The 25066-nt window shown below is 68.1% G+C and carries 24 protein-coding genes and 1 tRNA gene; 7 read left to right on the forward strand and 18 right to left on the reverse strand.

The genetic code is table 11. The annotated features are described in order from the left end of the window. Positions 1–20 precede the first annotated feature (20 nt). Positions 21–96: transfer RNA gene (locus ACU5E9_RS04820), tRNA-Glu, on the reverse strand. Positions 97–275: 179 nt separating this feature from the next. Here ACU5E9_RS04820 and ACU5E9_RS04825 point away from each other — a divergent pair. After that, on the forward strand, positions 276–914 hold the full coding sequence (locus ACU5E9_RS04825; RefSeq protein ID WP_456812483.1) for an MBL fold metallo-hydrolase: 639 nt from the start codon (positions 276–278) through the stop codon (positions 912–914). Positions 915–957: 43 nt separating this feature from the next. After that, positions 958–1335 carry a YciI family protein gene (locus ACU5E9_RS04830; RefSeq protein ID WP_456812484.1) on the forward strand — a complete coding sequence of 126 codons (378 nt, stop codon included), beginning with the start codon at positions 958–960 and terminating at the stop codon, positions 1333–1335. 31 nt (positions 1336–1366) lie between these two features. On the opposite strand, the gene ACU5E9_RS04835 is transcribed toward ACU5E9_RS04830, so the two are convergent. Next, positions 1367–2683, reverse strand: coding sequence for a phosphoribosyltransferase family protein (locus tag ACU5E9_RS04835; protein WP_456812485.1), 1317 nt, complete (start codon positions 2681–2683; stop codon positions 1367–1369). An 83-nt stretch (positions 2684–2766) separates the two neighbouring features. On the opposite strand from ACU5E9_RS04835, the gene ACU5E9_RS04840 reads away from it, so the two are divergent. Beyond that, positions 2767–3660: an aminoglycoside phosphotransferase family protein gene (locus ACU5E9_RS04840; RefSeq protein WP_456812486.1), complete on the forward strand. Its 894-nt coding sequence runs from the start codon at positions 2767–2769 to the stop codon at positions 3658–3660. 48 nt (positions 3661–3708) lie between these two features. Here the strand turns inward: ACU5E9_RS04840 and ACU5E9_RS04845 are convergent, their stop codons facing one another. After that, complete coding sequence (locus ACU5E9_RS04845; RefSeq protein ID WP_456812487.1) at positions 3709–5133, reverse strand: glutamate decarboxylase; 1425 nt, start codon at positions 5131–5133, stop codon at positions 3709–3711. An 85-nt stretch (positions 5134–5218) separates the two neighbouring features. Here ACU5E9_RS04845 and ACU5E9_RS04850 point away from each other — a divergent pair, with 85 nt between their 5' ends. Continuing rightward, positions 5219–5857: a hypothetical protein gene (locus tag ACU5E9_RS04850; protein WP_456812488.1), complete on the forward strand. Its 639-nt coding sequence runs from the start codon at positions 5219–5221 to the stop codon at positions 5855–5857. A gap of 16 nt (positions 5858–5873) precedes the next feature. On the opposite strand, the gene ACU5E9_RS04855 is transcribed toward ACU5E9_RS04850, so the two are convergent. From ACU5E9_RS04855 to ACU5E9_RS04880, 6 genes are all read right to left on the reverse strand, one after another. Further along, positions 5874–6515: a winged helix-turn-helix transcriptional regulator gene (locus ACU5E9_RS04855; RefSeq protein ID WP_456812489.1), complete on the reverse strand. Its 642-nt coding sequence runs from the start codon at positions 6513–6515 to the stop codon at positions 5874–5876. A gap of 5 nt (positions 6516–6520) precedes the next feature. Next, the gene (locus tag ACU5E9_RS04860) at positions 6521–6955 is read right to left on the reverse strand and encodes a VOC family protein (RefSeq protein ID WP_456812490.1); all 435 of its coding nucleotides are present in this window, start codon (positions 6953–6955) and stop codon (positions 6521–6523) included. 294 nt (positions 6956–7249) lie between these two features. Next, a complete protein-coding gene (locus ACU5E9_RS04865; protein ID WP_456812491.1) occupies positions 7250–7408 on the reverse strand; it encodes a hypothetical protein in 159 nt (52 codons plus the stop codon). Positions 7409–7438: 30 nt separating this feature from the next. Then, the gene (locus ACU5E9_RS04870; protein ID WP_456812492.1) at positions 7439–8878 is read right to left on the reverse strand and encodes an FAD-dependent monooxygenase; all 1440 of its coding nucleotides are present in this window, start codon (positions 8876–8878) and stop codon (positions 7439–7441) included. A gap of 46 nt (positions 8879–8924) precedes the next feature. Continuing rightward, entirely contained in the window at positions 8925–9812 is an 888-nt protein-coding gene (locus ACU5E9_RS04875) for a patatin-like phospholipase family protein (protein WP_456812493.1), read from the reverse strand. A gap of 67 nt (positions 9813–9879) precedes the next feature. Further along, the gene (locus tag ACU5E9_RS04880) at positions 9880–10221 is read right to left on the reverse strand and encodes a biopolymer transporter Tol (protein ID WP_456812494.1); all 342 of its coding nucleotides are present in this window, start codon (positions 10219–10221) and stop codon (positions 9880–9882) included. Positions 10222–10731: 510 nt separating this feature from the next. Between ACU5E9_RS04880 and ACU5E9_RS04885 the strand changes: the two genes are divergently transcribed. From ACU5E9_RS04885 to ACU5E9_RS04895, 3 genes are all read left to right on the forward strand, one after another. Further along, positions 10732–13641 carry a glycoside hydrolase family 3 C-terminal domain-containing protein gene (locus ACU5E9_RS04885; RefSeq protein ID WP_456812495.1) on the forward strand — a complete coding sequence of 970 codons (2910 nt, stop codon included), beginning with the start codon at positions 10732–10734 and terminating at the stop codon, positions 13639–13641. A 103-nt stretch (positions 13642–13744) separates the two neighbouring features. Then, the gene (locus ACU5E9_RS04890) at positions 13745–15325 is read left to right on the forward strand and encodes a glycoside hydrolase family 30 protein (RefSeq protein ID WP_456812496.1); all 1581 of its coding nucleotides are present in this window, start codon (positions 13745–13747) and stop codon (positions 15323–15325) included. Positions 15326–15405: 80 nt separating this feature from the next. Continuing rightward, positions 15406–16095 carry a hypothetical protein gene (locus tag ACU5E9_RS04895; RefSeq protein ID WP_456812497.1) on the forward strand — a complete coding sequence of 230 codons (690 nt, stop codon included), beginning with the start codon at positions 15406–15408 and terminating at the stop codon, positions 16093–16095. Positions 16096–16135: 40 nt separating this feature from the next. On the opposite strand, the gene ACU5E9_RS04900 is transcribed toward ACU5E9_RS04895, so the two are convergent. From ACU5E9_RS04900 to ACU5E9_RS04940, 9 genes are all read right to left on the reverse strand, one after another. After that, positions 16136–17308 carry an acetyl-CoA C-acyltransferase gene (locus ACU5E9_RS04900; RefSeq protein WP_456812498.1) on the reverse strand — a complete coding sequence of 391 codons (1173 nt, stop codon included), beginning with the start codon at positions 17306–17308 and terminating at the stop codon, positions 16136–16138. Continuing rightward, the gene (locus ACU5E9_RS04905; RefSeq protein WP_456812499.1) at positions 17305–17979 is read right to left on the reverse strand and encodes a 3-oxoacid CoA-transferase subunit B; all 675 of its coding nucleotides are present in this window, start codon (positions 17977–17979) and stop codon (positions 17305–17307) included. The genes ACU5E9_RS04900 and ACU5E9_RS04905 overlap by 4 nt, the downstream gene beginning before the upstream one ends. Next, positions 17972–18772, reverse strand: coding sequence for a CoA transferase subunit A (locus ACU5E9_RS04910; RefSeq protein ID WP_456812500.1), 801 nt, complete (start codon positions 18770–18772; stop codon positions 17972–17974). Before ACU5E9_RS04910 ends, ACU5E9_RS04905 begins: the two co-directional genes overlap by 8 nt. A 37-nt stretch (positions 18773–18809) precedes the next feature. Continuing rightward, the gene (locus ACU5E9_RS04915; protein WP_456812501.1) at positions 18810–19778 is read right to left on the reverse strand and encodes a fumarylacetoacetate hydrolase family protein; all 969 of its coding nucleotides are present in this window, start codon (positions 19776–19778) and stop codon (positions 18810–18812) included. After that, positions 19775–20779, reverse strand: coding sequence for an amidohydrolase family protein (locus ACU5E9_RS04920; protein WP_456812502.1), 1005 nt, complete (start codon positions 20777–20779; stop codon positions 19775–19777). Before ACU5E9_RS04920 ends, ACU5E9_RS04915 begins: the two co-directional genes overlap by 4 nt. Next, on the reverse strand, positions 20776–21912 hold the full coding sequence (locus tag ACU5E9_RS04925) for an FAD-dependent monooxygenase (RefSeq protein WP_456812503.1): 1137 nt from the start codon (positions 21910–21912) through the stop codon (positions 20776–20778). Before ACU5E9_RS04925 ends, ACU5E9_RS04920 begins: the two co-directional genes overlap by 4 nt. A gap of 71 nt (positions 21913–21983) precedes the next feature. Beyond that, positions 21984–22976 (reverse strand): cyclase family protein, encoded by a 993-nt coding sequence (locus ACU5E9_RS04930; RefSeq protein WP_456812504.1) that lies wholly within the window; start codon positions 22974–22976, stop codon positions 21984–21986. 2 nt (positions 22977–22978) lie between these two features. Next, a complete protein-coding gene (locus ACU5E9_RS04935; protein WP_456812505.1) occupies positions 22979–23944 on the reverse strand; it encodes a fumarylacetoacetate hydrolase family protein in 966 nt (321 codons plus the stop codon). Between the two features lie 53 nt (positions 23945–23997). Continuing rightward, positions 23998–25014 carry a VOC family protein gene (locus ACU5E9_RS04940; RefSeq protein ID WP_456812506.1) on the reverse strand — a complete coding sequence of 339 codons (1017 nt, stop codon included), beginning with the start codon at positions 25012–25014 and terminating at the stop codon, positions 23998–24000. Positions 25015–25066 lie beyond the last annotated feature (52 nt).

Raw genomic sequence — 25066 nt, forward strand, 5'->3', positions numbered from 1 at the left:
GATGAAGGAGAGCCGGGTAGTGGTGACCCCAACCGGATTCGAACCGGTGTTACCGCCGTGAGAGGGCGGTGTCCTAGGCCGCTAAACGATGGGGCCGTTTTTGCAACTTCACGAGTATGCCACAGCCTCGATACACAGTTCAAATCGAGTGCCAATCCCCGCGCGTCGCCGGCTTGCGCGCGCGCATCCGTCGGTGTGTCACCGGGCGCGCACGTGCGTGCAGGATGCGCGTGTCGTGCGTTGCCCGGGGTGGGGTTTGGGTATTAGCTCAAGGCATGAAGTTGACCAAACTGGAGCACGCCGCACTCGTCCTTGAAGCCTCCGGGCAGAAACTGTACATCGACCCCGGGTCGTTCACGACGGCCCTGACCGAAACCGCCAATACCGCCGCGATCGTGATCACCCACGAGCACCCCGACCACTGGACACCGGAGCAGTTGGGCCGCGTGATCGCCATGAACCCGGGTGTGCCGATCTACGGACCCGCCGGCGTGGCCGCCGCGGCCGGTGACATCGCCGTGCATGTGGTCGCCGAGGGCGACACCGTCACGGCCGGGCCGTTCACCCTGCGGTTCTTCGGCGAGAAGCATGCCGTGATCCACTCCTCGATCCCGGTGATCGACAACGTGGGAGTGCTCGTCAACGACGAGCTGTTCTACCCGGGTGACGCGTTCACCATCCCCGACGGCATTACGGTGAAGACCTTGGCCGTGCCCGCCGGCGCCCCGTGGCTGAAGATCGGCGAGGTCATCGACTACGTGCTCGCGGTCAAGCCGGTGCGCAGCTTCCCCACCCACGAGATGGGCCTGTCGCGAAGCGGCAAGGACCTGGCGAATTCCCGCATCAAAGGCGCTACCGAGCAGAACGGTGGCACCTTCTTCCCGCTCGAACCGCATGAGTCGCTTGACCTGTAAGCGCACAACCCGCACCACACCCGCCTGAATCAAAGGAGATCTCATGCGCTTCTCGTTGCTGATCATCAAGGCCGAGACCCGGGAGGGCGACATCTCCGAGGAAGAGCTGCCACCGTTCCGGGAGTTGTTCGACGCGTATGCGGCCTCGCTGCAGGAGGCGGGTGCCCTCGTGGCGGCGGACATCTTCCGTCCCGCCGCGGAGTCCACCACCGTGACGCTCCGCGGCGGCAGCCGGGAGGTGCGGGACGGCCCGTTCATCGACGCCGTCGAAACGCTGTCCGGCTGTTTCGTGATCGACGTGCCCAACCGGGCGGCAGCGCTGGATTGGGCGGAAAAGTGCCCGGCCGCGCTCTACGGGGTTGTGGAGGTCCGGCCGTCCGCGTCAGCCTTCCACGAGGGCCGGTGGCGCGGCGAGTCCTGAGCCAAGCGTTACGCGGTCATGACTCGCTCACTCACCGGGTCAGCAGGTGGGCGGCGAACCAGTCTGCGGCCAGGTCGGCGGCCGCGCCCAGTGTGCCCGGTTCCTCGAACAGGTGGGTGGCACCGGGCACGACGGCCAGCCGGGTCTCGGGCTTGAGGAGCGTCTGGGCCTGGCGGTTGAGTTCCAGCACGGTGGTGTCCGACCCGCCGACGATCAGCAGGGTGGGCGCGCTCACCTTCGGCAAGCGGGCGGCGGCCAGGTCAGGGCGACCACCGCGGCAGACGACGGCGCCGATCGGGGCATCCGGTTCGCCCGCCGCCCACAGCGCGGCCGCCGCCCCGGTGCTGGCGCCGAAATAGCCGATCCGACAGCCGTGGGTGTCGGCTCGGCCCGCGAGCCACTGGGTCGCTGTCGCCAGCCGCCTGGCGAGCAGTTCGATGTTGAAGACGTTCTCGCGGTCCTGTTCTTCCTCCGGCGTGAGCAGGTCGAACAGGAGCGTGCCCAGCCCGGCCTGGAATAAGACATCGGCGACGTATTGGTTGCGCGGGCTGTGTCGGGTGCTGCCGCTGCCGTGGGCGAAGACCACCACGGCCGTCGGAGACGGCGGCAGGTGCAGGTGCCCGCGCACCGTCACGTCGGCCAGCGGGATGTCGACCTCGATGTCGGCGTCCGGTCCGGTCCCGGGATTCTCTCCGGTGGAGTCGCCGTGCAGCCGCCGGCCGGCCTCGTCGAGGAGCCGTACGACCTCCTCATCCGTCGTGGCCGAGAAGTCGGTGTAGAACTGCCCGACGGCCCAGAACGTCTCCGGAGCGTCGACGTAGACGATGTCGTCGGCGCCGGCCAGGTTCGGCAGGGTGCTGGCGGCGATCACGGGCACGGCAAGGACCACCCGTTCAGCGCCGAGGCGCCTGGCCACGTCGCAGGCCACCTGGGCCGTGGCTCCGGTGGCCACGCCGTCGTCCACGATCACCGCGACCTTGCCCCGCAGCGACATCCGTTCCCTGCCCGGACGCAGCCGCGCCACCCGCGCGTCCAACTCGACGCGCTCCCGGGCTTCGACGGCATTCACCTCGTCGTCCGTGACCCCGGTCAGGGCAACGATGGATTCGTCGACGAGTTCCTCGCCGCCCTCCCCGATCGCGCCCATCGCGAATTCGGGCTGGAACGGAACGCCGAGCTTCCGCACAACGATGACGTCCAGCGGGGCGTTGAGGACGTCGGCCACCTCGAATGCGACGGGCACTCCCCCACGCGGGATACCCAGCACAACGACGTCCTGGCCGCGCAGGTCAAGCACCTGCGCCGCCAGGCGACGCCCGGCGTCGACACGATCAGTGAAGAGCACCACGGGGCCATCATCGACCCGGCGGTCCGGGCGCGCTAGCTGTGCGGCGCTGTGCACCGTGCGGGGTGCTCGGCCAGGATGGGCAGATGAAGATGCACGAAGACCAGGTGCAGGTGAACGCCGCCACGGTGCGCCGTCTCATCGCGGCGCAGTTCCCGCAGTGGCAGACCGAGCCGGTCAGCACGTTGGCCACCGACGCGACGGTGAACTCCATCTTCCGCATCGGGTCGGCGCTCTCCGCCCGTTTTCCGCTTCGAGCGGATGACCCGGGTGCTGCCCGTTCGGCGCTGGAGGCCGAAGCAGCGGCCACCAGGGAGCTGGCGGCCCATAGCACTGCGCCCGTGCCGACGCCGGTCGCCATCGGGGTTCCCGGCCACGGCTACCCCCTGCACTGGTCCGTGCAGACCTGGGTTCCCGGGCAGGTGGCCACCCCGGATTCCGCCGCGGCCTCCCCCGCATTCGCGCGCGACCTGGCCGGTTTCATCGGCGGGCTGCGGCGCGCCGACACCGTGGGTCGACGATTCGCCGGCGAAGGTCGAGGCGGCCCCCTGCAGGGCCAGGACGAGTGGATGGAGGCCTGTTTCCGGGCTAGCGGCGACCTGCTCGATGTGGCCGGCCTGCGCCTGCTCTGGGCCGAGCTGCGGGCCGCTCCTTCCAGGGGACCGGATGTGATGTCCCATCGCGATCTCATCCCGCCGAACGTCCTGGTGGAAGACGGGCGACTCGTGGGCATCCTGGATGGAGGCGGATTCGGCCCCGCCGATCCGGCACTCGACCTTGTTGCCGCCTGGCACCTCCTCGACGCCGACCGACGCAATATCCTGCGTGAGGCGCTGGGCAGCGACGATATCGAGTGGCAGCGCGGCCGGGGCTGGGCATTCGCGCAGGCGATGGGCCTGGCCTGGTACTACCGGCATTCGAATCCAGGAGCGAGCCGCCTCGGTCAGAGCACGCTGGCGCGCCTGATGGAGCGGACCTAGCGACCCGGGGCCGGACCGACCGGAGGTCGAGACCGGTCTTGATCGTCCTCAATGCGTGAAGGCCGTGACCATGCCCTCGGTCGGCATCGGTGCGGAGAGCGCATCAAGGTAGGCGACGGCCTCGCGGATGTCCGCCATGAGGCTCTCGGCGAGGTTACGGCTCAAGCCGTTGCGCACCACGATGCGCTGGACCACCGTGTCGGTGAGGTCGTCGGGCATCGGATACGCCGGGATCAGCCAGCCCTTCAGGCGTAGCCGCTCGGAGAGGTGGTACAGGTTCCACTTGTCGGTGTGTCCCGCCGTCAGCTGCCAGGCGAACACCGGAATGTCGGTGCCGTCATTCCAGAGGGTGAACGCCGGCATCGCCCCGATCTCGGCGGCGAGGTACACGGCCACGTCCTGGGAGGCCTTCTGCACCTTGTAGTAGCCGTCGAAGCCGAGGCGCAGGAAGAGGTAGTACTGCAGGAGAACCTGGGCGCCCGGCCGGGAAAAGTTGAGCGCGAAGCTCGGCATGTGACCGCCGAGGTAGGTGACGTCGAAGACCAGGTCGGAGGGCAGGGCGTCGACCGTTCGCCAGATCACCCAGCCGAGCCCCGGGTAGACCAGCCCGTACTTGTGGGCGGAGGTGCTGATCGAGGCCACCCGTTCGAGCCGGAAATCCCAGACCAGGTCGGGCTGGAGGAAGGGGGCGATCATGCCTCCGGACGCGCCGTCCACATGGATCGGGATATCGAGGCCGGTGCTTGCCTGGATGCGGTCGAGGGCGGCGGCTATCTCGGCGACCGGCTCGTACATGCCCGTGTAGGTCACGCCCATGATGGCGACGACCCCGATGGTGTTCTCGTCCACATAGGCGTCGAGGTCGTGACCGTCGAGCACCTTGTGTTCGAGGGAGATCGGCACGTAGCGGGGCTCGACCTCCCAGTAGTTGCAGAACTTCTCCCAGCACACCTGGACGGCGCTGGAGAGGATGAGATTCGGCTTGTCGGTCGGCTTGCCCGCGGCACGGCGTGCCTGCTGCCAGCGACGCTTCAGGGCCAGCCCGCCGAGCATGCAGGCCTCTGACGACCCGATAGTGGATGTCCCGATCGACCCGTCCGGGTCAGGAGCGTTCCAGAGCGCTGCCAGCATCTTCCAGCAGCGGGTTTCGATGGCGGCGGTCTGGGGGTATTCGTCCTTGTCCACCATGTTCTTGTCCGCCGTCTCGGCGTAGAGCTTGGTGGCGAAACCGTCCATCCAGGTGCCGACGAAGGTGGCGAGGTTCAGGCGGGAGTTCCCGTCGAGCATCGCCTCGTCGTGCACCACCTGATAGGCCGTCTCCGGCAGGGACTCTCCGTCCGGCAGAACGTTCAGGGGGAAGTCGGTTGCTTCGCCGGCCCGTGCGAACAGGGGATTGAGCTGATTCTGAGATCCGCTGCCGGTGAATGCGTGGGACGTTTCGGTCGCTGTCCTGGAAGATGTGAGGCTCGTCATGCAGCGATAGTAGGAACAGCCGTGGCGACCGGCGTCATCCACAACGGATGAGGTCCGGCCGCGGTGACCGAACTACTCTCGGCCTATGCCGGCCGCTCGTGCCATCCGCCTCCGGCGGGAGTCCTGGGGATTCGCTATCGGGTCCCTCTTCTTCCTCGTCGGTGCAGTTCCGTTCTACGCCCAGGCTGTCGGCCTCGTGCTCACAAATCTCACCTTCGTCGTCGGCGCGCTGTTTTTTACCGCAGCCGCCTACATCCAGCTGGCGCTGAGCGGGCGCCCGCGCCACGCCGGCGGCACGACCACACCCGATGCGGTCGATTGGTGGGCGGCGGCGGTGCAATTCGCCGGCACCCTGTTCTTCAACCTCAGCACAATAGAGGCGCTCCTCAACGCGATGAACGCAAGCTCCCATGTGCGGACCGGCTGGCGACCGGATGCCTTCGGCTCGGTCTGCTTCCTCGCCGCGAGCGCCCTCGGCATCGTGGCGACGACCATGCGCGACCGCCTGTGGGATCCGAATGCCCGCATCTGGCGCTGCACGTGGCTCAACATGCTCGGGTCAATCCTGTTCGCCCTTTCCGCCGTCGGGGCGTACACCCTCCCGGCAACGGGCGACCTCGTCAGTATGTTCTGGGCCAACCTCGGCACCCTGCTCGGAGCGGCCTGCTTCCTCGCCGCCGCCCTGCTCAGCCGGCCGGTCGCCGTGCACCGCGTGCTGAGTTGACACGGCATCCAGGAGTTCAGGCCACCAGATGGAATGTGCTCGCGAAGCGGTCGAGCAGGTCGCCGCGGCCGCGGAGCACCGTGACCACGCCGGTCGTGATCGCGTGGGCCGGGGCGAGCTCACCGGAAATGAGTAGGCGGATGTCCGGACCGGCGGCAAAGGCGAGGTCCACCGGTCCGTCGCCGCGGGTCACCTCCAGGCTGGAGCCGTCTACCCGGATGAGCAGCTCAGCGACACCGAAATTCGCCGAGTACGCCGTCGACGGGAGCGTCGCCGCCACCGACGGACGGAACGCCGTTCGGAGGTCTATGGTCATCGAGTCGGGGGTGATGACCTGCTCCAGCCTCGGTTCGCCCATGGCCTTGAAACCCCAGGCTCCGAGCGCGAGTACGACAGGCTCGAGTTCGCGGCCGTAGGGCGTCAGCTCGTAGACGACGACGCGCGAGCGCGGCGCCCGGCGGATGACACCGGCCGCCTGCAACTCCTTGAGGCGCGCCGCCAGGATGTTGCTCGGGATGCGGGGAAGACCCGCGGCGAGTTCCCCGTACCGCCGCGGCCCGACGAGGAGGTCGCGAACAATGAGCAGTGCCCAGCGCTCACCGACGAGCTCCATGGCTCGGGTGACACCGGAGTACTGCCCATAGTCGCGTGCGGCCATCGACCCTAGGCCTGCTGGTTCATGAACGCGTCGGGTCCCTGCGCGGCGGCGAGGGGGTCCATGTAGCCGAACTCGACAATGTTGCCGTCGGGGTCTGTGAGCTGACGCTGGTACATGAAGCCGTAGTCGGACGGCTCCTGCGCCTCCGACCCTCCCGCTGCGAGTCCCCCGGCGACGCTGGCGTCCACCGCCTCCCTGCTGTCCAGGAAGATCGCGGTCGTCACCGAGGGGTTCGCCTTCGGGTCACCGATAGGAAGCTCGGTGAAGGTCTGGAAATAGTCCCGCACCAGGAGCATGAACGCGCTGTGATCCTCCTCGACGACGACGCAAGCGGCGTTGTGGTCGGTGAACAGCGGGTTGATGGTGAATCCGATCGCCGTATAGAACGCCTTAGCGCGATCCAGATCGGTCACCGGCAGATTGACGAACATTGAAGTCATGGTGGTAGTCCTCTCGTGGGCTCGGTAGCAGTTATGAATGTGGTCTTGCTTGCGCACCACACTTGCAAAAAACAAGTGATTCGTCAAGGGGTGGTGACGCGGTCATGCCCCGTGGTTCTACCCGTTCTTCTTCAGCGACTTGGCATGATCCACGACGTACGTGGTGCGCTCGCGAGGTGGCCGGTCATAGCCGGACGCCGCCGGACGCTCCGGGATGGTCACCTTCTCCGGTTCGCGGTGCTGGTAGGGAATCTGGGTGAGAAGGGGCTGGGCGGCGTCCCGCCCCTCGGTGACTCAATCCGCGGCCGGCTCGGTGGCCGCCGTCTTCTCTTCGGGGGTATCGCTGTCGGTGTACTCCCCCTCTGCCTGCGCCTCGTCAGAGTGTTGCGCCGCCGAACCGTCGGGGGTTTCGGAGTCGGTGTACTCGCCGTCACGGTCAGGATGGGTCGTCATGGAATTCTCCTTTGAATTGAAGCTGCAACTCTATTCCCCTGAGTGGGGTACGTCTCCGAACCACGCATCAAGCTGACGATCGAGGTCGCCCTGGGCGGCGCCCAGCCAAGCGATGTACCCGTCGGGCCGGACGAGGATCGCGGGAGCAGCCAACTCCGCGTCGCGGTCGATCAGGTGCGTGATCCGGTCATTCCGGCCCGCGACGGAGAGCGTTCCGGTCGTGTCCAGCAGGAGCCCGCGCCCGTCGTGCAGGTGGTCGTACAGCCGTCCGGTTCCCACCGGGAGGTCTCGCATCCGGCGCCCGAGCAACGGGTGTCCCTCGCCGAGGTCATAGCGGATGCCGATGGACGTGACCTTCTCGGCGAGGAACCCGGCGACGTCCTCGAATGCGACCAGCTCCGTGAGAAGCCGGCGCACGGCCTGGGGACCTGGCTCGATCGAGAGCAGCTCGCTCTGCGCGCGGGTCAGGCTCAGGACGTCTTCGGCCACCGGATGCCGCTCCGCGAAGTAGGTGTCCAGCAGCCCGGGCGGCGCCCAGCCGTCGATCACTGCGGCGAGTTTCCAGCCGAGGTTGACGGCGTCCTGAATTCCCAGGTTGAGTCCCTGCCCGCCCAGCGGTGGGTGCACGTGGGCCGCATCGCCCGCGAGCAGGATCCGGCCCACCCGATACCGCTCAGCGAGACGGGTCGCGTCGGTGAACCGGGTCAGCGAACGCGGCGAGCGCACGCCGAAATCGGTTCCGGCGTACGCAAGCAGTTGCGTGCGGAACTCCTCCAACGTCGGCGGAACGGTGCGATCCTCCGAAACTGTCGCGGCCGGGACGACACCGCGGTAGAGCCCGTCACCGGCCGGGCCGATCCCGAAACCCCGCTGGGTCTTGCGTACCTCGGCCGAGATCGCGGCCATCTCATCCGCTGGCATGGTCGCCTGAACCTCACCGAGGATCCACTCCGTCGAGGCGGCGTCGCCGGGGAAGTCGACGCCGAGCTGCGTCCGCACCAGACTCCGGCCACCGTCGCAGCCGACCAGCCAGCGCGCCTGCAGGAGTGCACTGTCCGCCAGCCGCACGCGCACCCCGTCGTCATCCTGCCCGATCTCCGTCACGTCGGAGCCGCGACGGATCTCAGCGCCCAACTCCCCGGCCCGCTCGGCCAGCAACCGGTCGGTGACGGGCTGCGGGATGCCGAGGATGTAGTCGTGTTCGGTGTCCAGGTTCACCGGCCGCGGAGGAACAATGCCGGCAAACCGGCCGGCCGCCCCCGGGTAACGCGTCCCCTGGGCGAGGAACCGGTCCAGGAGCCCCCGTTGGTCCAGGATCTCGATGCTGCGCGGATGCAGACCGAGCGAGCGCACTGCAGGGTTCGGTTCGGCATCCCGCTCGAGTACCAGGACGTTCACGTCGTGCAGCCGCAGCTCACTGGCCAGCATCATCCCCGTTGGCCCGCCACCACTGATGATCACGTCGTACATCTGCTCCTCATTCCCCCCGGCCGCCCGTCAAGCGGCACCGTCGATGTCAGTGCCAGAAGTCGGCGAGCCGCCCGGCGAGGGCTCTGCCCTGGTCGTATCCGGCTCGTGCGGCGGGTGAACGCAGCGCCGGATCCATCGCGTTGGCGCCGAACATGTGCTCGGATTCAGTGTCGGGGAAGACCGTCTCCACCCTGCTGCCTCCCGCCCGAAGTTCGTCCACCTGCGCCTGAAGCTGCATGCCCCACTCCGGCGGATACCGTGACCTGCCGCCGAACGGCGACAGCACCAGCACCCGGTCGCATCCGGCCGCCAGATCGGCATTCTCATTGCGCCGGTAGCCACCGTCGATGTACCGCCCGGTTCCGATCGGATACGGAGCGGCACTGGACGTGCTGGCGGCGACGGCGTCCGCCAGGTCGACACCGCTGTGGCGGTCGAACACCACCGGGTCGCCGGTATCGGCCTGGACGGCCGGGATGAGCACGGTCTGGTCCGGCCAGCGCTGGGTGGGCAGGCGTGCGGCGACCGTCACGCGCCACCGCGCCGGCCCTGAGCCGTCCCCCGCCACGTCCAGGGCAAGCGCAGCCGCACCCATCCTGCGGCGCATATCGGCGGCGTCCTCGGCCGCGGCGATGATTCGGCCCGTTCGCTCCAGGTGATCGACCACCGGCCCACGCATCCGCCCACCGCTGGAACCGGCCGGACCGGTGCGTGCCGGGGGCGCCGCGGCGAGGATGTCGGCCAACAGTCGGGCCGGGCCCGCGCTGGTGATCTGGGCCGCGGCGGTCGCCCCGGCCGACGTCCCGACGATGACGTCGGCCGCGGTCAGATCAACCCCGGCCTCGTGCAGGCCGGCGACGATGCCGATCAGCCAGGCATTGCCGGTAGACCCGCCACCACCCAGGACCAACGCTCGGGTAGCAACCACGTTCATGACTTGAGACTAGACCCACACCCGCCGGGAATCAGCGCCCTCGGGCGGCTGTCCGACCGATCGACGATCACGTCCGAGCATCCGCATCGAGGCCGTCCAGTTCGACCAGAGCGGTGCGAGCCCGGGCGATCCGGTCCGCCTCCGGCTCCTCCCACCAGTACGGGCCGCGTTCGCCGAGGCCGTGCTTCGCGAGCCCGACCCGCCGGCGCGCGTCGGCGACGAGGGCGTCGTCACCGCTCTTCTTGGCGATCCGCACAGACGAGCGCCCCCGGCCGAGGTGTGACGTGAGCGCTTCCACCAGGTCACCCGGCAGGCACGGATCGGTTCGGCGCCACCTTCGCCCATTGACAATCAACCAGCGCTCGTCTCCTGACTCTCGATCGGAGTCATCGTCAGCCGAATCGTTCACCGCTCTCCCCTCTTGTGCCTTCTGCCAAGTTAGCGGCGATCGTCCGGCGACCCGATGGTCACCGAGATGTCGGCCGCCGAACGAGGGTCGCCGCCGCGGTACCACGAGCGATATTCCTTGACACCCGAATGGGGGGCCAACTAGGGTCAAAGCCAGTTCGCGGCTTAAGCGCAAGACGCCCCCATCACACCGAGATGGAAGCCCAAAATCCGTACCGCACTCCTTGATGCGGATGAGATCGACGCTGCCCTGATTCAGCGATTCGGTCACGACGCCCAAGCCGCGATTGAGCGTGCACACCGGGGACTCCGTCCACCCCGAGACGCACACAACTTCAGGAAGTTGGGAAATTCAATGCGGAACCATATCGATCAACGGCGATCGAAAAGTATCATCGCGACACTCGCCGCCGGAGTGATGGTCACTACGTGCCTCACCCTCGCTGCGTCCCCCGCCTCGGCGGCCACGGAAGGCTCCCCCGAGGAGCGCGCACACGCACTCCTGAGCCAAATGACCTTGGAGGAGAAGGTCGACATGCTCGAGGGCGACCTCAACAACTTCTACGGGTTCTACAACGCCCCCATCGAACGCCTGGGGATCCCCGCCCTGACCATGGCGGATGGTCCCGCCGGCGTTCGAATCGCCAACCCAGAGATCAACGACAAGAAAGCGACCTCACTCCCCGCACCAATCGCCCTGGCCGCGACATTCAGTACCGACGCGGCGGCGCGATTCGGTGACGTGATCGGCGACGAGGCGTTCAAGACCACCCACAACGTCTCCCTGGGCACCGCGGTCGACATCGCCCGTCTGGGCCAAGCGGGCCGCACATTCGAAGGCTACGGGGAAGATCCGCTGCTGTCGGGGAAGGTGGCCGGTGCGCAGATCAACGGCATCCAGCAGCATCCGGTGGTCGCAGACATCAAGCATTACAACACGTACAACCAGGAGGAAGACCGGCTGATCGGGGGCAACTCCGTCATCGGAGAGCGGGCCCTGCAGGAGATCTACACCCGACCGTTCGCCCTCGGAATCGAGGAGGGCAAGCCGGGCTCGGCGATGTGCGCCTTCAATAAGGTCAACTACGTCTACGCCTGCGAGAATTCGGAGCTGCTGACCGGGATCCTCCGGGAACAGCTTGACTTCGCCGGGTGGGTCATGAGCGATTACGGAGCAACGCACAGCACCGTCGAGGCGATGCGCGCGGGCCTGGACCAGGAGCAGCCCAGCTTCGGCTTCTTCGACCAGCTGGTGGGAGCGGTCAACAGCGGGCAGGTTGCGGAATCGGAGATCGACGTACGGGTGCTGCGCATCCTGACCCCGATGTACCGACTCGGACTGTTCGACAACCCGGCGGTCGCCCAGGCATTCGACGAGGCCAGCCACGCCCTCGCGTCGCAGAAGATCGCGGAAGAGGCCATGGTGCTGCTGAAGAACGACGGCATTCTGCCGCTGGATCCCACCACCACCGACTCCGTCGCGGTGATCGGTGCGGACGCCGACCAGGTCACAGCCGGAGGCGGCAGCTCGCTGGTGCTTCCCACGTCGACGATCAGTCCCCTGCAGGGCATCCAACAGCTGCTCCCGGAGGCCACGGTGGAGCATGCCCGCGGAACTGACTTCGTGACCTCGTCGTCCCAGCTCCCCGGCCTCGAGGCGATCCCGTCCGACTACCTCACCGCAGCCAGCGGTGATGCCGGCGCCGACGCCCAGTTCTTCGACGCCGCCGGAGCGGTGCTCGCCGAGGAAACCCTTCAGGATGTCACGGTGAACGGTGGATTCTTCTACTACGAAGGATTCAACTCCCAGTCACCGCTGCTCCCGAAGCTCCCTGGCCAGGGTGTCGCCAGCGCGAACTACTCGACGACGTTGACGCCGCCGGTCTCCGGCACGTACGACCTCGAACTGACCGCCCTCGGCGCAGCCACCGTGTCCATCGATGGCCAGGCGTCACTCCAGGTCGACTCGCCCGAACTGGCGAACCAGACCGTCTCGATTCCCCTGACCGGCGGACAGTCCTATGAGATCGAGGTCGAGTACACGGCCAACGAGAAGGCGCGCTCCGAACTCGGGCCGCAGCTGAAGCTCGGCTGGACCAAGCCCTCCGGTGTCGTCGACCCGAAGGCGCAGGAAGCTGCCGAACTGGCCGCAGAGTCGGATGTGGCCGTGGTCGTCGTTCGTGACTACGGCTCTGAAGGCGGCGACAAGGCCGACCTCCGCGTGCCGACCGGACAGGAGGCCCTGATCAATGCGGTCAAGTCCGCTAACCCGAACACCGTTGTCGTGCTGATGACCGGCGGACCGATCACGACCCAGGCGTGGGAAGACGGCGTTCCGGCCGTTCTCGAGGCCTGGTACGGAGGCCAGAATCAGGGTGCGGCTCTCGCGAACATCCTGTTCGGTGCGGTCTCCCCGTCGGGCAGGCTGCCGGTGACCTTCCCGGTCTCGATGAGCGAGACACCGGTGTCAACTCCGGAACAGTACCCCGGCATCGGCCTGGACTCGTTCTACACCGAGGGCGTCTTCGTCGGGTACAGAGGTTTCGAGGAATTCGGCCTCACACCGAAGTACGAGTTCGGTCACGGGCTGTCGTACACCTCCTTCGAGTATTCGAACCTGAAAGTCAGGTCGACAGGGAAAGCGCGCCTGACGGCCACGTTCTCGGTCACCAACACGGGTGACCGCGCCGGCTCGGACACGCCACAGGTATACGTGGGCGAACTGCCCACCGATGTGGTCGAGACCGCGCCCAAGCAATTGGCCGGCTTCACGAAGGTGTCCCTCGAGCCCGGTGCGTCGCAAAAGGTGACCATCGAACTGGACCGCGACTCCTATTCGTACTGGGATTCCTACACCGACCGCTGGGTCACGCCCAAGGGCGACCTCGACGTGCTCCTCGGTGCCTCGTCGCAGGACATCCGCCTGGATGAGACCGTGCGTGTCAAGTCGTCGGACAAGGAGAACGCGTCCGGGATCTCGAAGCGGGCGGTCTACACCATCGTCAACGAGAACTCCGGCGCCTGCCTCGACGCGGTCGACCATGGCACGACGAACGGCACCGCGGTCCAGCAGTGGACCTGCCCGGCACCGCAGTCGAACGCTCAGTGGACGCTCTCCCGGGAGGGTGGTGACCGCTACCGGATCACCAACGTCAACGCCGGACTGGCGCTCCAGGTGGCCGATTCCTCCGAGGAGGAGGGCGCAGCCCTCCAACTCTGGGAGTCCTCCCGGCGGGCGAGGAACCAGCAGTTCGAGCTCGTGCGGGTCGGCGATGGCAACTACCAGCTCGTCGCCAGGCACAGCGGGCTCTGCGTCGCCGTCGACGGCGGCTCGAAGGAGAACGGGGCTGCGATTGTCCAGCAGGCCTGTGACGCCGACAGTGCCGCCCAGGCGTTCGCGCTGAAGGTGCAGGCCGGCTGAGTCGGCCGACGCGGTGAATGTCGGTTTCCGGTAGAGACCTACCGGACACCGACGTTCGCCCGGGTACCCAGCCAGAATTGACAACCGATAGGACGGAGGCACGATGAGCGGCCCGCAGTGGAATCTCTCTGGCGCAGGGCGCCGGTGGGTCGGTGTGGGAGTGGCGGTGCTCGTCGTCGTCGCGATCGTGATCGTGGCGGTCGTGCTCGCGAGGCCCGGGGAGGCTCCCCGAGCGTCATCGTCGCCCGCACCGAGCGAGTCTGCAGCGAGCGAGTCCGCGGCGGAGAGTGCGACGGGGTCGACCACGAGCGCGGATGGCGGCACGCTGATGCAGGCGCTCCCGGTCGAACCGCGACCACCGGCGGATAACGAAGACCTCGACATCTTTATCGACACGAATGCACAGTCACAACCCGTGGAGGGGTTCGGTGCGGCCATGACCCACGCCTCCGCCGAGCTGCTGTCAGACCTGCCGGACGACGACCGGGCCGCTCTGCTGCACGAGCTCTTCTCCCCCGACGGGCCGGTGCGTTTGTCTACCCTGAGAGTCCCGATCGGCGCCTCCGACTTCGTCTCAACGGATGCCTTCACCTTCGACGACGTCGAGGCGGGCGCGACGGACTGGGCACTCGACCGGTTCAGCCTCGATCCGGACCGAAACGCGATGATCCCCATGCTCCAGGAGGTTCTGGCGGTCAACCCCCAGGTGCACCTGATCGCCTCGCCGTGGAGCCCGCCGGCGTGGCTGAAGACCAGCGTGAGTCTGGAGGGAGGACGACTGCTGGATGAGGACCGGGCGTACGAGACCTACTCCGCCTACCTGATTCGGTTCATCGAGGGCTACAGCGAGGCGGGCATCGACATCGACCTGCTGACCGTGCAGAACGAACCGCAGTTACGCTACCCGGACGGGTATCCCGGCACCGACATGCCTGTCTGGCAGCAGGCGAAGCTCATCGAGAGGCTGGGCCCCGACCTCGAAACCGCCGGGCTTGCCACCGGGATCCTCGGGTTCGATCACAACTGGGAACTGAACCCGGGAGATGCCGCATCCGCCCCGCAGGGCGAAGACCCCGCCTATCAGTACCCGGCGGATCTCTTGCGCACCCCGGCCGCTGCCTGGATCGAGGGGATTGCGTTTCATTGCTACTACGGCGACGCCTCAGCGCAGACCCGGCTGTGGGAGCAATTCCCGGACATCGAGATCTGGGTGACGGAGTGCTCCGGTTCGAGTAGCCCGGACGAAGCCCCGGAGAAGGTGTTTGCCGATACCTTCTCCTGGCAGTCGACCAACCTGCTCATCAACTCGCTCCGCAATCGGGCCACGGGCGTATTGACCTGGAATCTCGCCCTGGACGAGACCGGCGGGCCGCACCGCGGTGGCTGCGAGTCCTGCTCCGGCGTGGTGACGATCGCCTCCGGCGGCACGGTCACCCGGAACGCCGAATACTTCGTGCTCGCTCAGGCTGCGCGCTATGTCCCGCCGGGGTCGGTGCGCGTCGCGTCGACGTCTGACACGTCGGAGCTGCACAACGTGGCGTTCGTGACCGCGGATGGTTCAACGGTGCTCGTGGTGTGGAACGCCTCCGAGCAGACCCAGTCGGTCAGTGTCGGCGACGGCACCCACGCGGTGACGACGGAACTTCCGGCGCGGTCGCTGAGCACCCTCGAGCTTGGGGGATGACGATCACCCGTCGCGGCGGGGAGAACTCGTCTTCCGGCCGACCCGTGTCCGTCAGCGCTGACCAGCGCTACGCTCACGACATGAGCGACCCGTTGGAGGATTCTGACGCTCGCAAGTTGTTGCTCAGCGCCGGCGTGGTGTTCCGCGCGGGTCAGGCCAGCAGGATCTTGGACGAGGCCTCACCGCTTCTGGCGGCTGAGGGTTTCGACGTGCGCGGGGGTTTCGACCTGCGCGGGCCGGAACCAGTGGACGTCGACGCGTTCCGGGCTGCCATCGTCGACGCTGTCGAGCGCATCAACCTCGAACGGTTCACCCCGATAGGGGTCACCCGGTCCCACGCGCTCAGCCTCATCGGCGTCGCTGTCCTCGCGATGTGCGTCGGTGACGCGGATGCCCTCAACGATCTGGTCATGAGCGTGGAAGCAGAACCTGCTGACACGGCGCGCGCCTCGGTGCCCCATGTCATCGGCGTGTGTCTTGGTCGCCTTGACACCTGGTACGCGGACCCCCGACTGCGGGCGGAGGTCGCGGGAACTCGCACGTCGAGTGCCATTGCGGGGCTCTCCAATGCGACCAGGGACATCCTCGCGCGCGCGTCGGGGGGCGGCCGCGCATTCAGCTCCCTCGAGACCCTGCTCCAGAGCCACGGCAGTCCCACGCTGCTGCTCGCCGCCCTGTTCGCCGTGGCCGCCACTCTCGCGGCGTGGTCGGAGCACGATGGGACGGCCATGGACACTCTCGTCCGGGGCGTGATGACCGATCAGCTCTAGCTGCCATCCTCGACGTCGAATTTCGCCCGAACCGCGGCCATCAGAGTGCTTCCAGGATCACGGCTGAACCCTGCCCGCCGCCGCCGCAGATGCCCGCAGCACCGAGCGATCCCGGACCGGAGTCGGCGAGGCGGCGCGCGAGGTGCCCGACGATGCGAGTTCCGGACGCGCCGATGGGGTGCCCGAGTGCGATGGCGCCGCCGTGCGCATTGACGATCCCGGGGTCAATCCCCAACTCACGGGTGGAGTGCACCGACACGGCGGCGAAGGCCTCATTGATTTCCACGGCCGCGAGCTCGGACACCTCCCGCGAGGCTGTGGCCAACGCCGCCCTGATCGCATTCGCGGGCTGGGCGTGCAAGGACACGTCCGGGCCCGCAACGAAGGCGTGCGCGAGCACCCGGGCGATCGCTGGGAGGCCTCTGGCCACCGCGGCGGCTTCGCTCATGAGCACCACGGCGGCGGCCCCGTCGGTGATCTGCGAGGAGTTGCCGGCCGTGATCGATCCGGAGGGGCCGAAGGCCGCACGCAGGCCGCCGAGGGTTTCGGTGGTGGTGTCGTCGCGCAGGCCGTCGTCTTCGGACACCACGATCGGTCCGCGCCGTCCGGGCACATTGACGGGCACGACTTCCCCGGCGAGGTAGGTCAGCGACGCGGCGAGGCGCTGGTGGGACCCCGCGGCCCAGGCGTCCTGGTCCTCCCGGGTCAGGCCGAGTGCGTTGTTGCGTTCTTCGGTCGAGGCCCCCATCGAGCGGTTCTCGAACGCGTCGGTGAGCCCATCGTGGTCCAACGTGTCGATGAGTTCGATGGCGCCGTAACGCATCCCGGCTCGCGAGCCCGTCCACGCGTGCGGTGCGAGGGTCATGGATTCCTGCCCGACGGCCACGACGATCTCCGCCTCACCCGCGTTGATCAGCCGCACGGCGGAGACGACGGCTTCGGTTCCCGACAGGCACACCGCGTTGAGCGTGATCGCCGGCACTCCGAGCGGGATACCGGCGCCCACGGCCGATTGCCGTGCGGGGTTCTGGCCGGCACCGCCCTGCAGCACCTGTCCCGCACAGACCTGGTCGACGTCGGCCGGGGAGATCCCGGCGCGGCTGAGGGCCGCGCGGATGGCGGCGGCACCGAGCGTTGTGGCCGGGACGGTGGCGAACTGCCCGTTGAACTTCACGAACGGGGTACGGGCGTAGCCCACGATGACAACGCTCATGCGGATGCTCCTTGGGTTGGGGCAGTGCTCGCCAGGGCGGGGTCGATGGCGAGCGCTGCCCCGGTCGCGGTGACGACGTCGCCGACGGTGACTCCCGGTGCCACCTCGCGAAGCACCAGGCCCGCAGGGGTGACGTCGATGACGGCGAGGTCGGTGATGATCCGGTTGACGCAGCCGCGCCCGGTCAGCGGGAGCGTGCACTGCTGGACGATCTTGGGGGAACCGTCCTTGGCGACGTGCTCCATGACGACCAGGACGTGCTCGGCGCCGTTGACCAGGTCCATCGCCCCGCCCATCCCCTTGACCATCTTTCCGGGGACCGCCCAGTTGGCGATGTCCCCGCCGGCAGATACCTGCATGGCGCCGAGGATGGCGTGCGTCACCCGTCCGCCACGGATCATGCCGAAGCTCACGGCGGAGTCGAAGTACGCTGCACCGGGCAGGACGGTGACCGTTTCCTTGCCCGCGTTGATGAGCTTCGGGTCCTCCTCGCCGGCCCAGGGGTACGGGCCCACACCGAGGATGCCGTTCTCGGAGTGCAGCACGACCTCGATGCCGTCGGGCAGGTGATTGGGGATGAGGGTCGGCAGGCCGATACCGAGGTTGACGTAGGACCCGTCGACCAGTTCGGCTGCCGCCCTGGCGGCCATTTCCTCGCGGGTTCTACCCATGCTCCGGCTCCTCGTTCGGCGTCGACCGTTGGCGCACGGTGGTTTTCTCGATGGGCAGCTCGTGGGACTCTGCCGGGGAGAGTACGACGACCCGGTCCACGTAGATTCCCGGCAGGTGCACGTCGTCGGGATCGAGTTCACCGGGCTCGACCAGCCGGTCCACCTCCGCGATCGTGACGCGGGCCGACATCGCGGCCAGCGGGTTGAAGTTGCGGGCGGATTTCTCGAAGCGCAGGTTGCCGTGGCGGTCGCCGACAGCGGCTCGCACCAGCGCGAAATCGGCACGGATGGCGTGCTCCAGAACATACTCCCTGGGTCCGCCGGAGTCGCTGAACGGCCGCAGTTCCTTCGGCTCGCTGGAGACGAGGACGCCGCCGGAATCGTCGTAGCGGAGCGGCATGCCGCCCTCGGACACCGCGGTTCCGGCACCGGTGGCGGTGTAGAAGGCCGGGATGCCGACGCCCCCGGCGCGCAACCGCTCGGCCAGGGTTCCCTGCGGGGTGAGTTCCAGTTCGAGTTCACCCGCCAGGTACTGGCGGGCGAACTCCTTGTTCTCCCCGATGTAGCTGGCAATCACGCGGCGGATGCGCCCCGCTGCCAGGAGTTCACCGAGACCCCAGCCGTCCACGCCGCAGTTGTTGGAGACGACCTCGAGGTCGCTCGTTCCCTGCGCCAGCAGCGCACGGATCAGGGTGACCGGCACCCCGGAGAGACCGAAGCCGCCGACGGCGATCAACGCCCCACCGGGGATGTCGGAGACGGCCTGCGTGGCGTCTGACATCGTTTTATCCATCTGCATCCTCCGTTTCGATCGGGCCCATCAGAGTCCTTCAGCGCCGTCGCGCGCGGGATCGCTCGCGGGCCGGCGCGATCGGCGGGGCGGGCACCGCGTCACCCACGACATTGACGATCTCCCCGAGGCCCTCGACGACCATGCGCACCTCATCGCCGGCCTGCAGCGGGGCGGGCGTGAGCTCCCCGTTGCGGCCCCACAGCTCACCGAGGCATCCCCCGTTGCCGACGGTGCCCGATCCCAGCACATCGCCGGGCACGACCCGGGAGTTGCGCGAGGCATAGGCGACGAGCTCGGCGAACGGCCACCCCATGTTGGAGACCAGGTCGGCACCGAGCAGGACCCCGTTCACGAAGACCTCGGCGCGCACCGCGAGGAAGCCGTCCTGCACGAACTCGTCCAGCTCGTCGCTGGTCACAATCCACGGGCCCAGGGTCAGGCCGAAGTCCTTGCCCTTGGCCGGGCCGAGGCGCACCTTCATCTCCCGTGACTGGATGTCGCGTGCGGACCAGTCGTTCATGATCGTGTAGCCGAAGATGTGCGGTGCCGCGGCCTCAGCAGACAGGTTGGCGCCGTCGGATCCGGCCACGCCACCGATGACGGCCGCGACCTCCAGCTCGAAGTCGAGCCTCTCCGTCTCCGGCGGCAGCAGCACGTCACCCGTCGCGATGACGGTGTGCGGATTCGTGAAGTAGAACGTGGGCGCGTCGTACCACTCCGGCACCACCTGGCTCGCTCCGTCGACGGACGCGCTGATGCCCTCGACATGCTCCTCGAAGGCCACGAAGTCGCGAATGGCGGCGGGAAGAAGCGGCGCCAGCAGGGTCACATCAGCCAACGCCACCCCCGCGGTGTCGTCTCGCCGGGAGAAGAGCTCGTGAGCCGCGGCCAGGCCGCCCGCGAGCACGTCGGCGACCCGCACACCGTCGGGAAACGGCACCACGCGGCCCTCCACGACGAACCCCTCGATGGACTCGGCGCCGTGTAGCCAGCGTGCGATCCTCATGCGTGCACCCGGCTGCCGACGAGGGCATCCGCGCTGTCTCCGAGAACACGGCGCTCGACATCCGCGGGCAGGCCCGCCTCACGCACCAGCGCGACCGGGTCGTCGCTGCCCATATCGAACGGGAAGTCACTGCCCAACAACACCCTGTCCGCGCCAGCGCTCTCAACGAGGCTGCGCACCATGGCGGGGTCGTGCACAACGGTGTCGAACCAGAGTCTGCGCAGATACGTCGACGGGGCGTGCTCGCATCCGTGTGCCTCCGGTCGCACCCGCCAGGCGCGATCCGAACGCCCGATGGCAAAGGGAAGGTACCCGCCGCCGTGGGCGACGACGATCTTCAGCGCCGGGTGCCGGTCGAGCACCCCGGCAAAGATGAGGTGGGACACGGCCACGGCGTTCTCGGTGGGCTGACCGACCGTGTTCGAGAGGTAGAACCGGTCGAGCCGCTCGTCGAGGGAGCAGCCGAAGGGGTGCAGGAAGACGATGCAGCCGAGCTCCTCCGCACGGGTCCAGAACGGCTCGAGGCGCGCATCCGAGAGTTCCACGTCACCGGCGAAGGACGAGATCTCGACCCCGGCGAGCCCGCGCCCGAGAACGGCGTCGTCGAGGTACTCGACGATCCGGCTCGGATGCTGAAGCGGCACGACTCCGAGTCCGACCAGGCGGTCGGGAGCCTGGGCTACGTGCTCCGCGACCAGGCGGTTGGTCTCCATCGCGACCCAGACCGCCAGGCCCTCCGGCGCCCACGGGTAGAAGTGGTTGGGCGACACGCTCACCCACTGGCGGTCGATGCCCTGCTCGTCCATGGCGGCGAGTCTCGCGTTCACCTCGGTGAGCCTGGGGATGCGGGCGCCGATCATCGCGCCGGATGCGGCCAGGCTCGCCCGCCCGTTGCGGCGGAGTTCGAGCGCGGCCGCCTCCGCCACGAGTTCGGGTGCCCGCCGCTCGACCTCGGCGTGCAGGGCGGGCAGCAGGAGGTGGGCGTGCACGTCGGTGCTCATGCGGGCACCGCCATCTTCTGCGCGATGCCGAAGATCAGGCCGCCGGCGTCGGCATCACGGTCGCCGTCGAGCTGCCACTGGCCCAGCTGCACGGAGGCTTCCACGACGGCCCGCACCCGGGGCAGGCGCCGGGCATGGAATTCCTGCCACAGCGCGTCGTCCACGCTCCCCGCGGCGAGGAGCAACCCGGTGAGCACGTACGCGTCCTCGAGTCCCTGCGCCGCCCCCTGCGCGATCGTCGGCGGGCAACTGTGCGCGGCGTCGCCGATGATGACCACGCGCCCCCGGTTCCAGGGGCCCTCGACGAGGTGCCGGGTGAACCAGGTGTAGTTGGCGTGCGCGCCGCCGGCCAGATCGGCGCGGATGTCGTTCCACGGGCCTTCGTAGGCGCGGGATTCCTCCAGCATGATCCGGGTCGCCTCCTCATCGGAGACCCCGGCGCGGTCCTGGGCGGCTTCAACGAGGAAGGCATACATGGTGTTCTCGCCCGTCGGTGTGTAGCCGGCGATGTAGACCGGACCGCCGTAGTACAGCTCGCTGCGCTGTACCTCCGCGGGGCGGGAGACGAAAGAGCGCCAGATGCCCATGCCGGTCGGTTCGGGTCTCGCCTCGATGCCCACGAGCGCTCGCACCGCGGAGTGGACGCCGTCGGCTCCGACGACGAGGTCATAGGTTCCGGCGGACTCGCCGTCGACGTAGACGTCGACGCTGTCGCCGGCGCTCGTCTCGAGCGCTGTCACCTTCGTCCCGAAGTGCACGGCGGCGCCGGCGCGTAGGGCGTGTTCCAGCAGGATGCGGGTGAGATCGGGGCGGGGCATCCCCATGGCGGCCGGGTAGTCCGGTCCCCCGGTCTTGACGTCCGGCAGTTGCGCGACCACGGGCGCCCCAGGACCGGGCGCGCGGAGGTTCAACCCTTCGAAGGGATATCCGGCGGCCCGGATGTCCTCCCACGCTCCGAGGGCATCGATCACCCGCAGGGCGTTCCCCTGCAGGGAGATGCCTGAGCCGACGGTGCTGAGCTCCGGCTTGGACTCGAAGACGTCGACGGCGACGCCGGCTTTGGCGAGTTGGATGGCGGTGGCGAGTCCGACGACGCCTGCGCCGGCGATGGCGACTCTGGTGACTGCTGTCATGGCAGAACCTCTCTGTTCTGTGAAGCGGAAAGCGGGTCTGTGAAGCGGACATCGGGTCTGTGAAGCGGGGCCTAGAGGATGGCGACGGGGTTGATCGGGGATCCGACCGCCCCGGTGATGGGAAGCGGCGGGGCGGAGAGCAGGAAATCCCATCGCGCGGAGTCAGCGCAGGCGTCGGCGAGTTCGTCGAGATTCCACATCTCGCCGATGGTGAGCCCCATGTTGGGGATGACGACCTGGTGCAGCGGCTGGAACGCCGGAACGTCGAATTCGTTGGGCCGCACCTCGAAGCCCCAGGTGTCGGTGGCGATGGCGGCGATCTCGGTGCGGTGCAGCCAGCCGGCAGTCGTCAGCGAGAGGCCGGGCGCGGCACCGCCGGCGTAGTCCCCCCAGCCTTCCCGGCGGGTGCGCGCGTAGTGGCCGGTGCGTACGAGCACGATGTCGCCGCGCCCGACCCGTGCGGTGTCGCCCTGCGCGGCGATGCACTGTTCAAGGTCGGCCGTCGTGATCGCGTAGCCGTCGTCGAGTTCGCCCGTCTCCGGCGCGAGGTGTCGCCCGACGTCCAGCAGGACGCCGCGCGAGACGATGACGGCCCTGGTGTGTTCGATGCCGGTGACGAGGTCACCCTCGCTGGTCACGACATCGCCGGCGCGACGGCCGTTCCAGGCCAACCCGTGGTCGAAGATGTGCCCGAGGCCGTCCCACTGGGTCGAACACTGCAGGGGCATGGCGATGACGTCATCGGCGCCGCCGATGCCGTGCGGGAATCCCTGGTTGCCGCGTTCGGCATCCGTGCCCGTGTCGGTCATGGTGTGCACCGGATTCGTGCGTCGGCGCCACCCCTTCTGCGGTCCGTTCGTGTCGAAGGCCTGCGCCAGCGAGATGACGCGGCCGTCCCGCACGAGCCGGGCAGCCTCCACCCGCTTGGCGGGGTCGATGAAGTTGAGGGTGCCCAGCACATCCGCGTCCCCCCAGCGTCCCCAGTTCCGATGGGCCTGGCTGCGCGCGGAGATCTCCCCCTCGGGGTCGGTCCGGTCCAGGTCGCGCGGGTCCTCAGCGGGCACGGCTACTCCCCCGCGCCCACGCAGCGCACGACCTGCGCGCCGAGCCCGGTGATCGATCCCGTCATCACGTCGCCGTCCCGCAGGAATCTCTTCCAGTGCTGCCCGTTGCCGGCGGGGCTCCCGGTCAGCAGGATGTCGCCGGGGAGCAGCGGCATGGTCTGCGAGGCGGCCGAAATGAGGGCAGCGACGTCGAAGAGCAGGTCGGATGTTGAGCCGTCCTGCATCACCTGCCCATTGAGCTCGAGCCGAACGGTCAGACCGGTGGGGTCGACGAACGGAGCGGGCACGAGGAACGGTCCGGCGGGGAGGAAGCCGGGAGCGTTCTTGGCCCGGTACCAGTCGGTGCCGATCTCTTTCATGTCCTTGCGGAAGACGAGGTCCCTGGTGGTGATGTCGTTGACGATCGTGTAACCGGCAACGTGGTCGAGAGCATCCTCGCGGCCGACCCGGAAGGCTTCCCGGCCGATGACGACCGCCAGTTCGAGTTCCCAGTCATGCACCTCGCTGTAGGCGGGCAGGTCGAGAGCCACGTCATCACCGACGACGCACGCCGGCATCCCGATGAAGAAGTACGGCTCACCGGTCGCGGCGCGTTTGTCCATCATCTTCGCCGCGAACTCCCGGGCTTCGTCCGGGGTGCGGTCGGTGTTCTGGGTGAGGCCGGCGGCCACCAGCTCGATGACGTGCTGGCGGTAATTCGCACCGGCCTGCAGCACCTGGCGTGGTTCGACCGGCGCGGTGAGGGTCACTTCCGACAGCGGACGCCACGGTCCATCTGCCGTGGCCAGCGACGCCAGCCTGTCCCAGTCGGGGTTCGCGAGGAACGCGTTGAGGTCGGCGGCTCCGAGCTCGTCACGGCCGATCGCACGGATGCGATCGGTCGTGACGAGGCCGAGCTGGATGTCACCGCCGTTGCGGAATCGGGCGAGAGCGTAGGGGGCGGTCAGCCCGGTTGACGTCGGTGTCATGGGGTTCTCCAGTGAGTGCGCAAAAGGGTGGGACGAACGAACGAGGCCAGGCTCTAGCCCTGGCCCTGCTTCTTGTAGGGGTTCAGGAGGGCATCCTTGATCTCGTCCGGCACGCCTTCCTCGGTCGCGGAGGGTCCGTCGGCGGCCGGGAAGGACTCGGTCATCGACATCGGCATGGCGCCGTTGCGGTACATGTTGTTCGAGCCCAGTGAGGGCTTCCAGGTGTTGGGCTCCCAGTCGGGCACGTAGTTGCGGTAGCCGCCGGTGTTCAGCTCGATGCGCAGGCTCGACGGCTCGCGGTAGTAGAGGAAGTTCTGCTCCCCGATGCCGTGGATCGAGGGGCCGTATTCGATCGGGATACCCCGCTCGAGGAGCACGTCCGCCGCGATGAGCAGTTCCTCCCGGGTGTCGACCCAGAAGGCGTAGTGGTTGATGCGCCCGGCGCGGGTCGAGCCGTCGAGGACCACGCCGAGGTCGTGCGACTTCTCGTTGGTGGTGAGTACGGAGAAGACCGAGATCGGCGCCTCGTCGAGGACGGTCTTCGCCATGACGCGGAAGCCGAGAACCTCGTTGTACCAGGCCGCGAAGGCGTCGACGTCGCTGGTGGCCACGGTCACGTGGTCGAGCTGACGGGGGGCGCCGGCCACCAGGCTGCGTTTCTCCGGGCGGTCCGGGTAGATCGACGCGTCGCCCGGCTCGGCACGGTGCCGCACGACGTCCCAGTGCAGGGTCATGCTGTGTCCCCACGGCCCGACAAAGCGCAGCGCGCGCCCGATCTTGTGCCCGTCGAACCACTCGACGTCGACGCCGGCCGCCTCGAGGCGTGTGGCCGCTTCCTCGAGGGCCTCGGCGCTCGACGTGCGCCAGGCCATCGTCTCAAGCGACGGCTCGTCACCCGGAACGATCACGACGCTGTAGCTGTAGTAATCGCCCCAGCAACGGAGGTAGACCCGGCCGTCTGAGCGGCCGACCTCGGTGAGGCCGACATTGTTCTTGTAGAACTCCACCGACGCCTCGACGTCGGGGGTTGTCACCGCTACGAACGACAGATGGGAAAGCAACTTGATCATCATTGACCCTTTCAAAGCGAGCGGGTCAGGCGACCCGTGACCACTCTCGGTG

It is taken from the genome of Cryobacterium sp. AP23, from assembly GCF_054075385.1.

Bases quoted from the DNA above. Each gene is read 5' to 3' on its own strand.
- ACU5E9_RS04825 (WP_456812483.1), top strand. From the start codon at position 276: ATGAAGTTGACCAAACTGGAGCACGCCGCACTCGTCCTTGAAGCCTCC.
- ACU5E9_RS04830 (WP_456812484.1), top strand. From the start codon at position 958: ATGCGCTTCTCGTTGCTGATCATCAAGGCCGAGACCCGGGAGGGCGAC.
- ACU5E9_RS04840 (WP_456812486.1), top strand. From the start codon at position 2,767: ATGAAGATGCACGAAGACCAGGTGCAGGTGAACGCCGCCACGGTGCGC.
- ACU5E9_RS04845 (WP_456812487.1), bottom strand. From the start codon at position 5,133: ATGACGAGCCTCACATCTTCCAGGACAGCGACCGAAACGTCCCACGCA.
- ACU5E9_RS04850 (WP_456812488.1), top strand. From the start codon at position 5,219: ATGCCGGCCGCTCGTGCCATCCGCCTCCGGCGGGAGTCCTGGGGATTC.
- ACU5E9_RS04855 (WP_456812489.1), bottom strand. From the start codon at position 6,515: ATGGCCGCACGCGACTATGGGCAGTACTCCGGTGTCACCCGAGCCATG.
- ACU5E9_RS04860 (WP_456812490.1), bottom strand. From the start codon at position 6,955: ATGACTTCAATGTTCGTCAATCTGCCGGTGACCGATCTGGATCGCGCT.
- ACU5E9_RS04865 (WP_456812491.1), bottom strand. From the start codon at position 7,408: ATGACGACCCATCCTGACCGTGACGGCGAGTACACCGACTCCGAAACC.
- ACU5E9_RS04870 (WP_456812492.1), bottom strand. From the start codon at position 8,878: ATGTACGACGTGATCATCAGTGGTGGCGGGCCAACGGGGATGATGCTG.
- ACU5E9_RS04875 (WP_456812493.1), bottom strand. From the start codon at position 9,812: ATGAACGTGGTTGCTACCCGAGCGTTGGTCCTGGGTGGTGGCGGGTCT.
- ACU5E9_RS04885 (WP_456812495.1), top strand. From the start codon at position 10,732: ATGACCTTGGAGGAGAAGGTCGACATGCTCGAGGGCGACCTCAACAAC.
- ACU5E9_RS04890 (WP_456812496.1), top strand. From the start codon at position 13,745: ATGAGCGGCCCGCAGTGGAATCTCTCTGGCGCAGGGCGCCGGTGGGTC.
- ACU5E9_RS04895 (WP_456812497.1), top strand. From the start codon at position 15,406: ATGAGCGACCCGTTGGAGGATTCTGACGCTCGCAAGTTGTTGCTCAGC.
- ACU5E9_RS04900 (WP_456812498.1), bottom strand. From the start codon at position 17,308: ATGAGCGTTGTCATCGTGGGCTACGCCCGTACCCCGTTCGTGAAGTTC.
- ACU5E9_RS04905 (WP_456812499.1), bottom strand. From the start codon at position 17,979: ATGGGTAGAACCCGCGAGGAAATGGCCGCCAGGGCGGCAGCCGAACTG.
- ACU5E9_RS04910 (WP_456812500.1), bottom strand. From the start codon at position 18,772: ATGGATAAAACGATGTCAGACGCCACGCAGGCCGTCTCCGACATCCCC.
- ACU5E9_RS04915 (WP_456812501.1), bottom strand. From the start codon at position 19,778: ATGAGGATCGCACGCTGGCTACACGGCGCCGAGTCCATCGAGGGGTTC.
- ACU5E9_RS04920 (WP_456812502.1), bottom strand. From the start codon at position 20,779: ATGAGCACCGACGTGCACGCCCACCTCCTGCTGCCCGCCCTGCACGCC.
- ACU5E9_RS04925 (WP_456812503.1), bottom strand. From the start codon at position 21,912: ATGACAGCAGTCACCAGAGTCGCCATCGCCGGCGCAGGCGTCGTCGGA.
- ACU5E9_RS04935 (WP_456812505.1), bottom strand. From the start codon at position 23,944: ATGACACCGACGTCAACCGGGCTGACCGCCCCCTACGCTCTCGCCCGA.
- ACU5E9_RS04940 (WP_456812506.1), bottom strand. From the start codon at position 25,014: ATGATCAAGTTGCTTTCCCATCTGTCGTTCGTAGCGGTGACAACCCCC.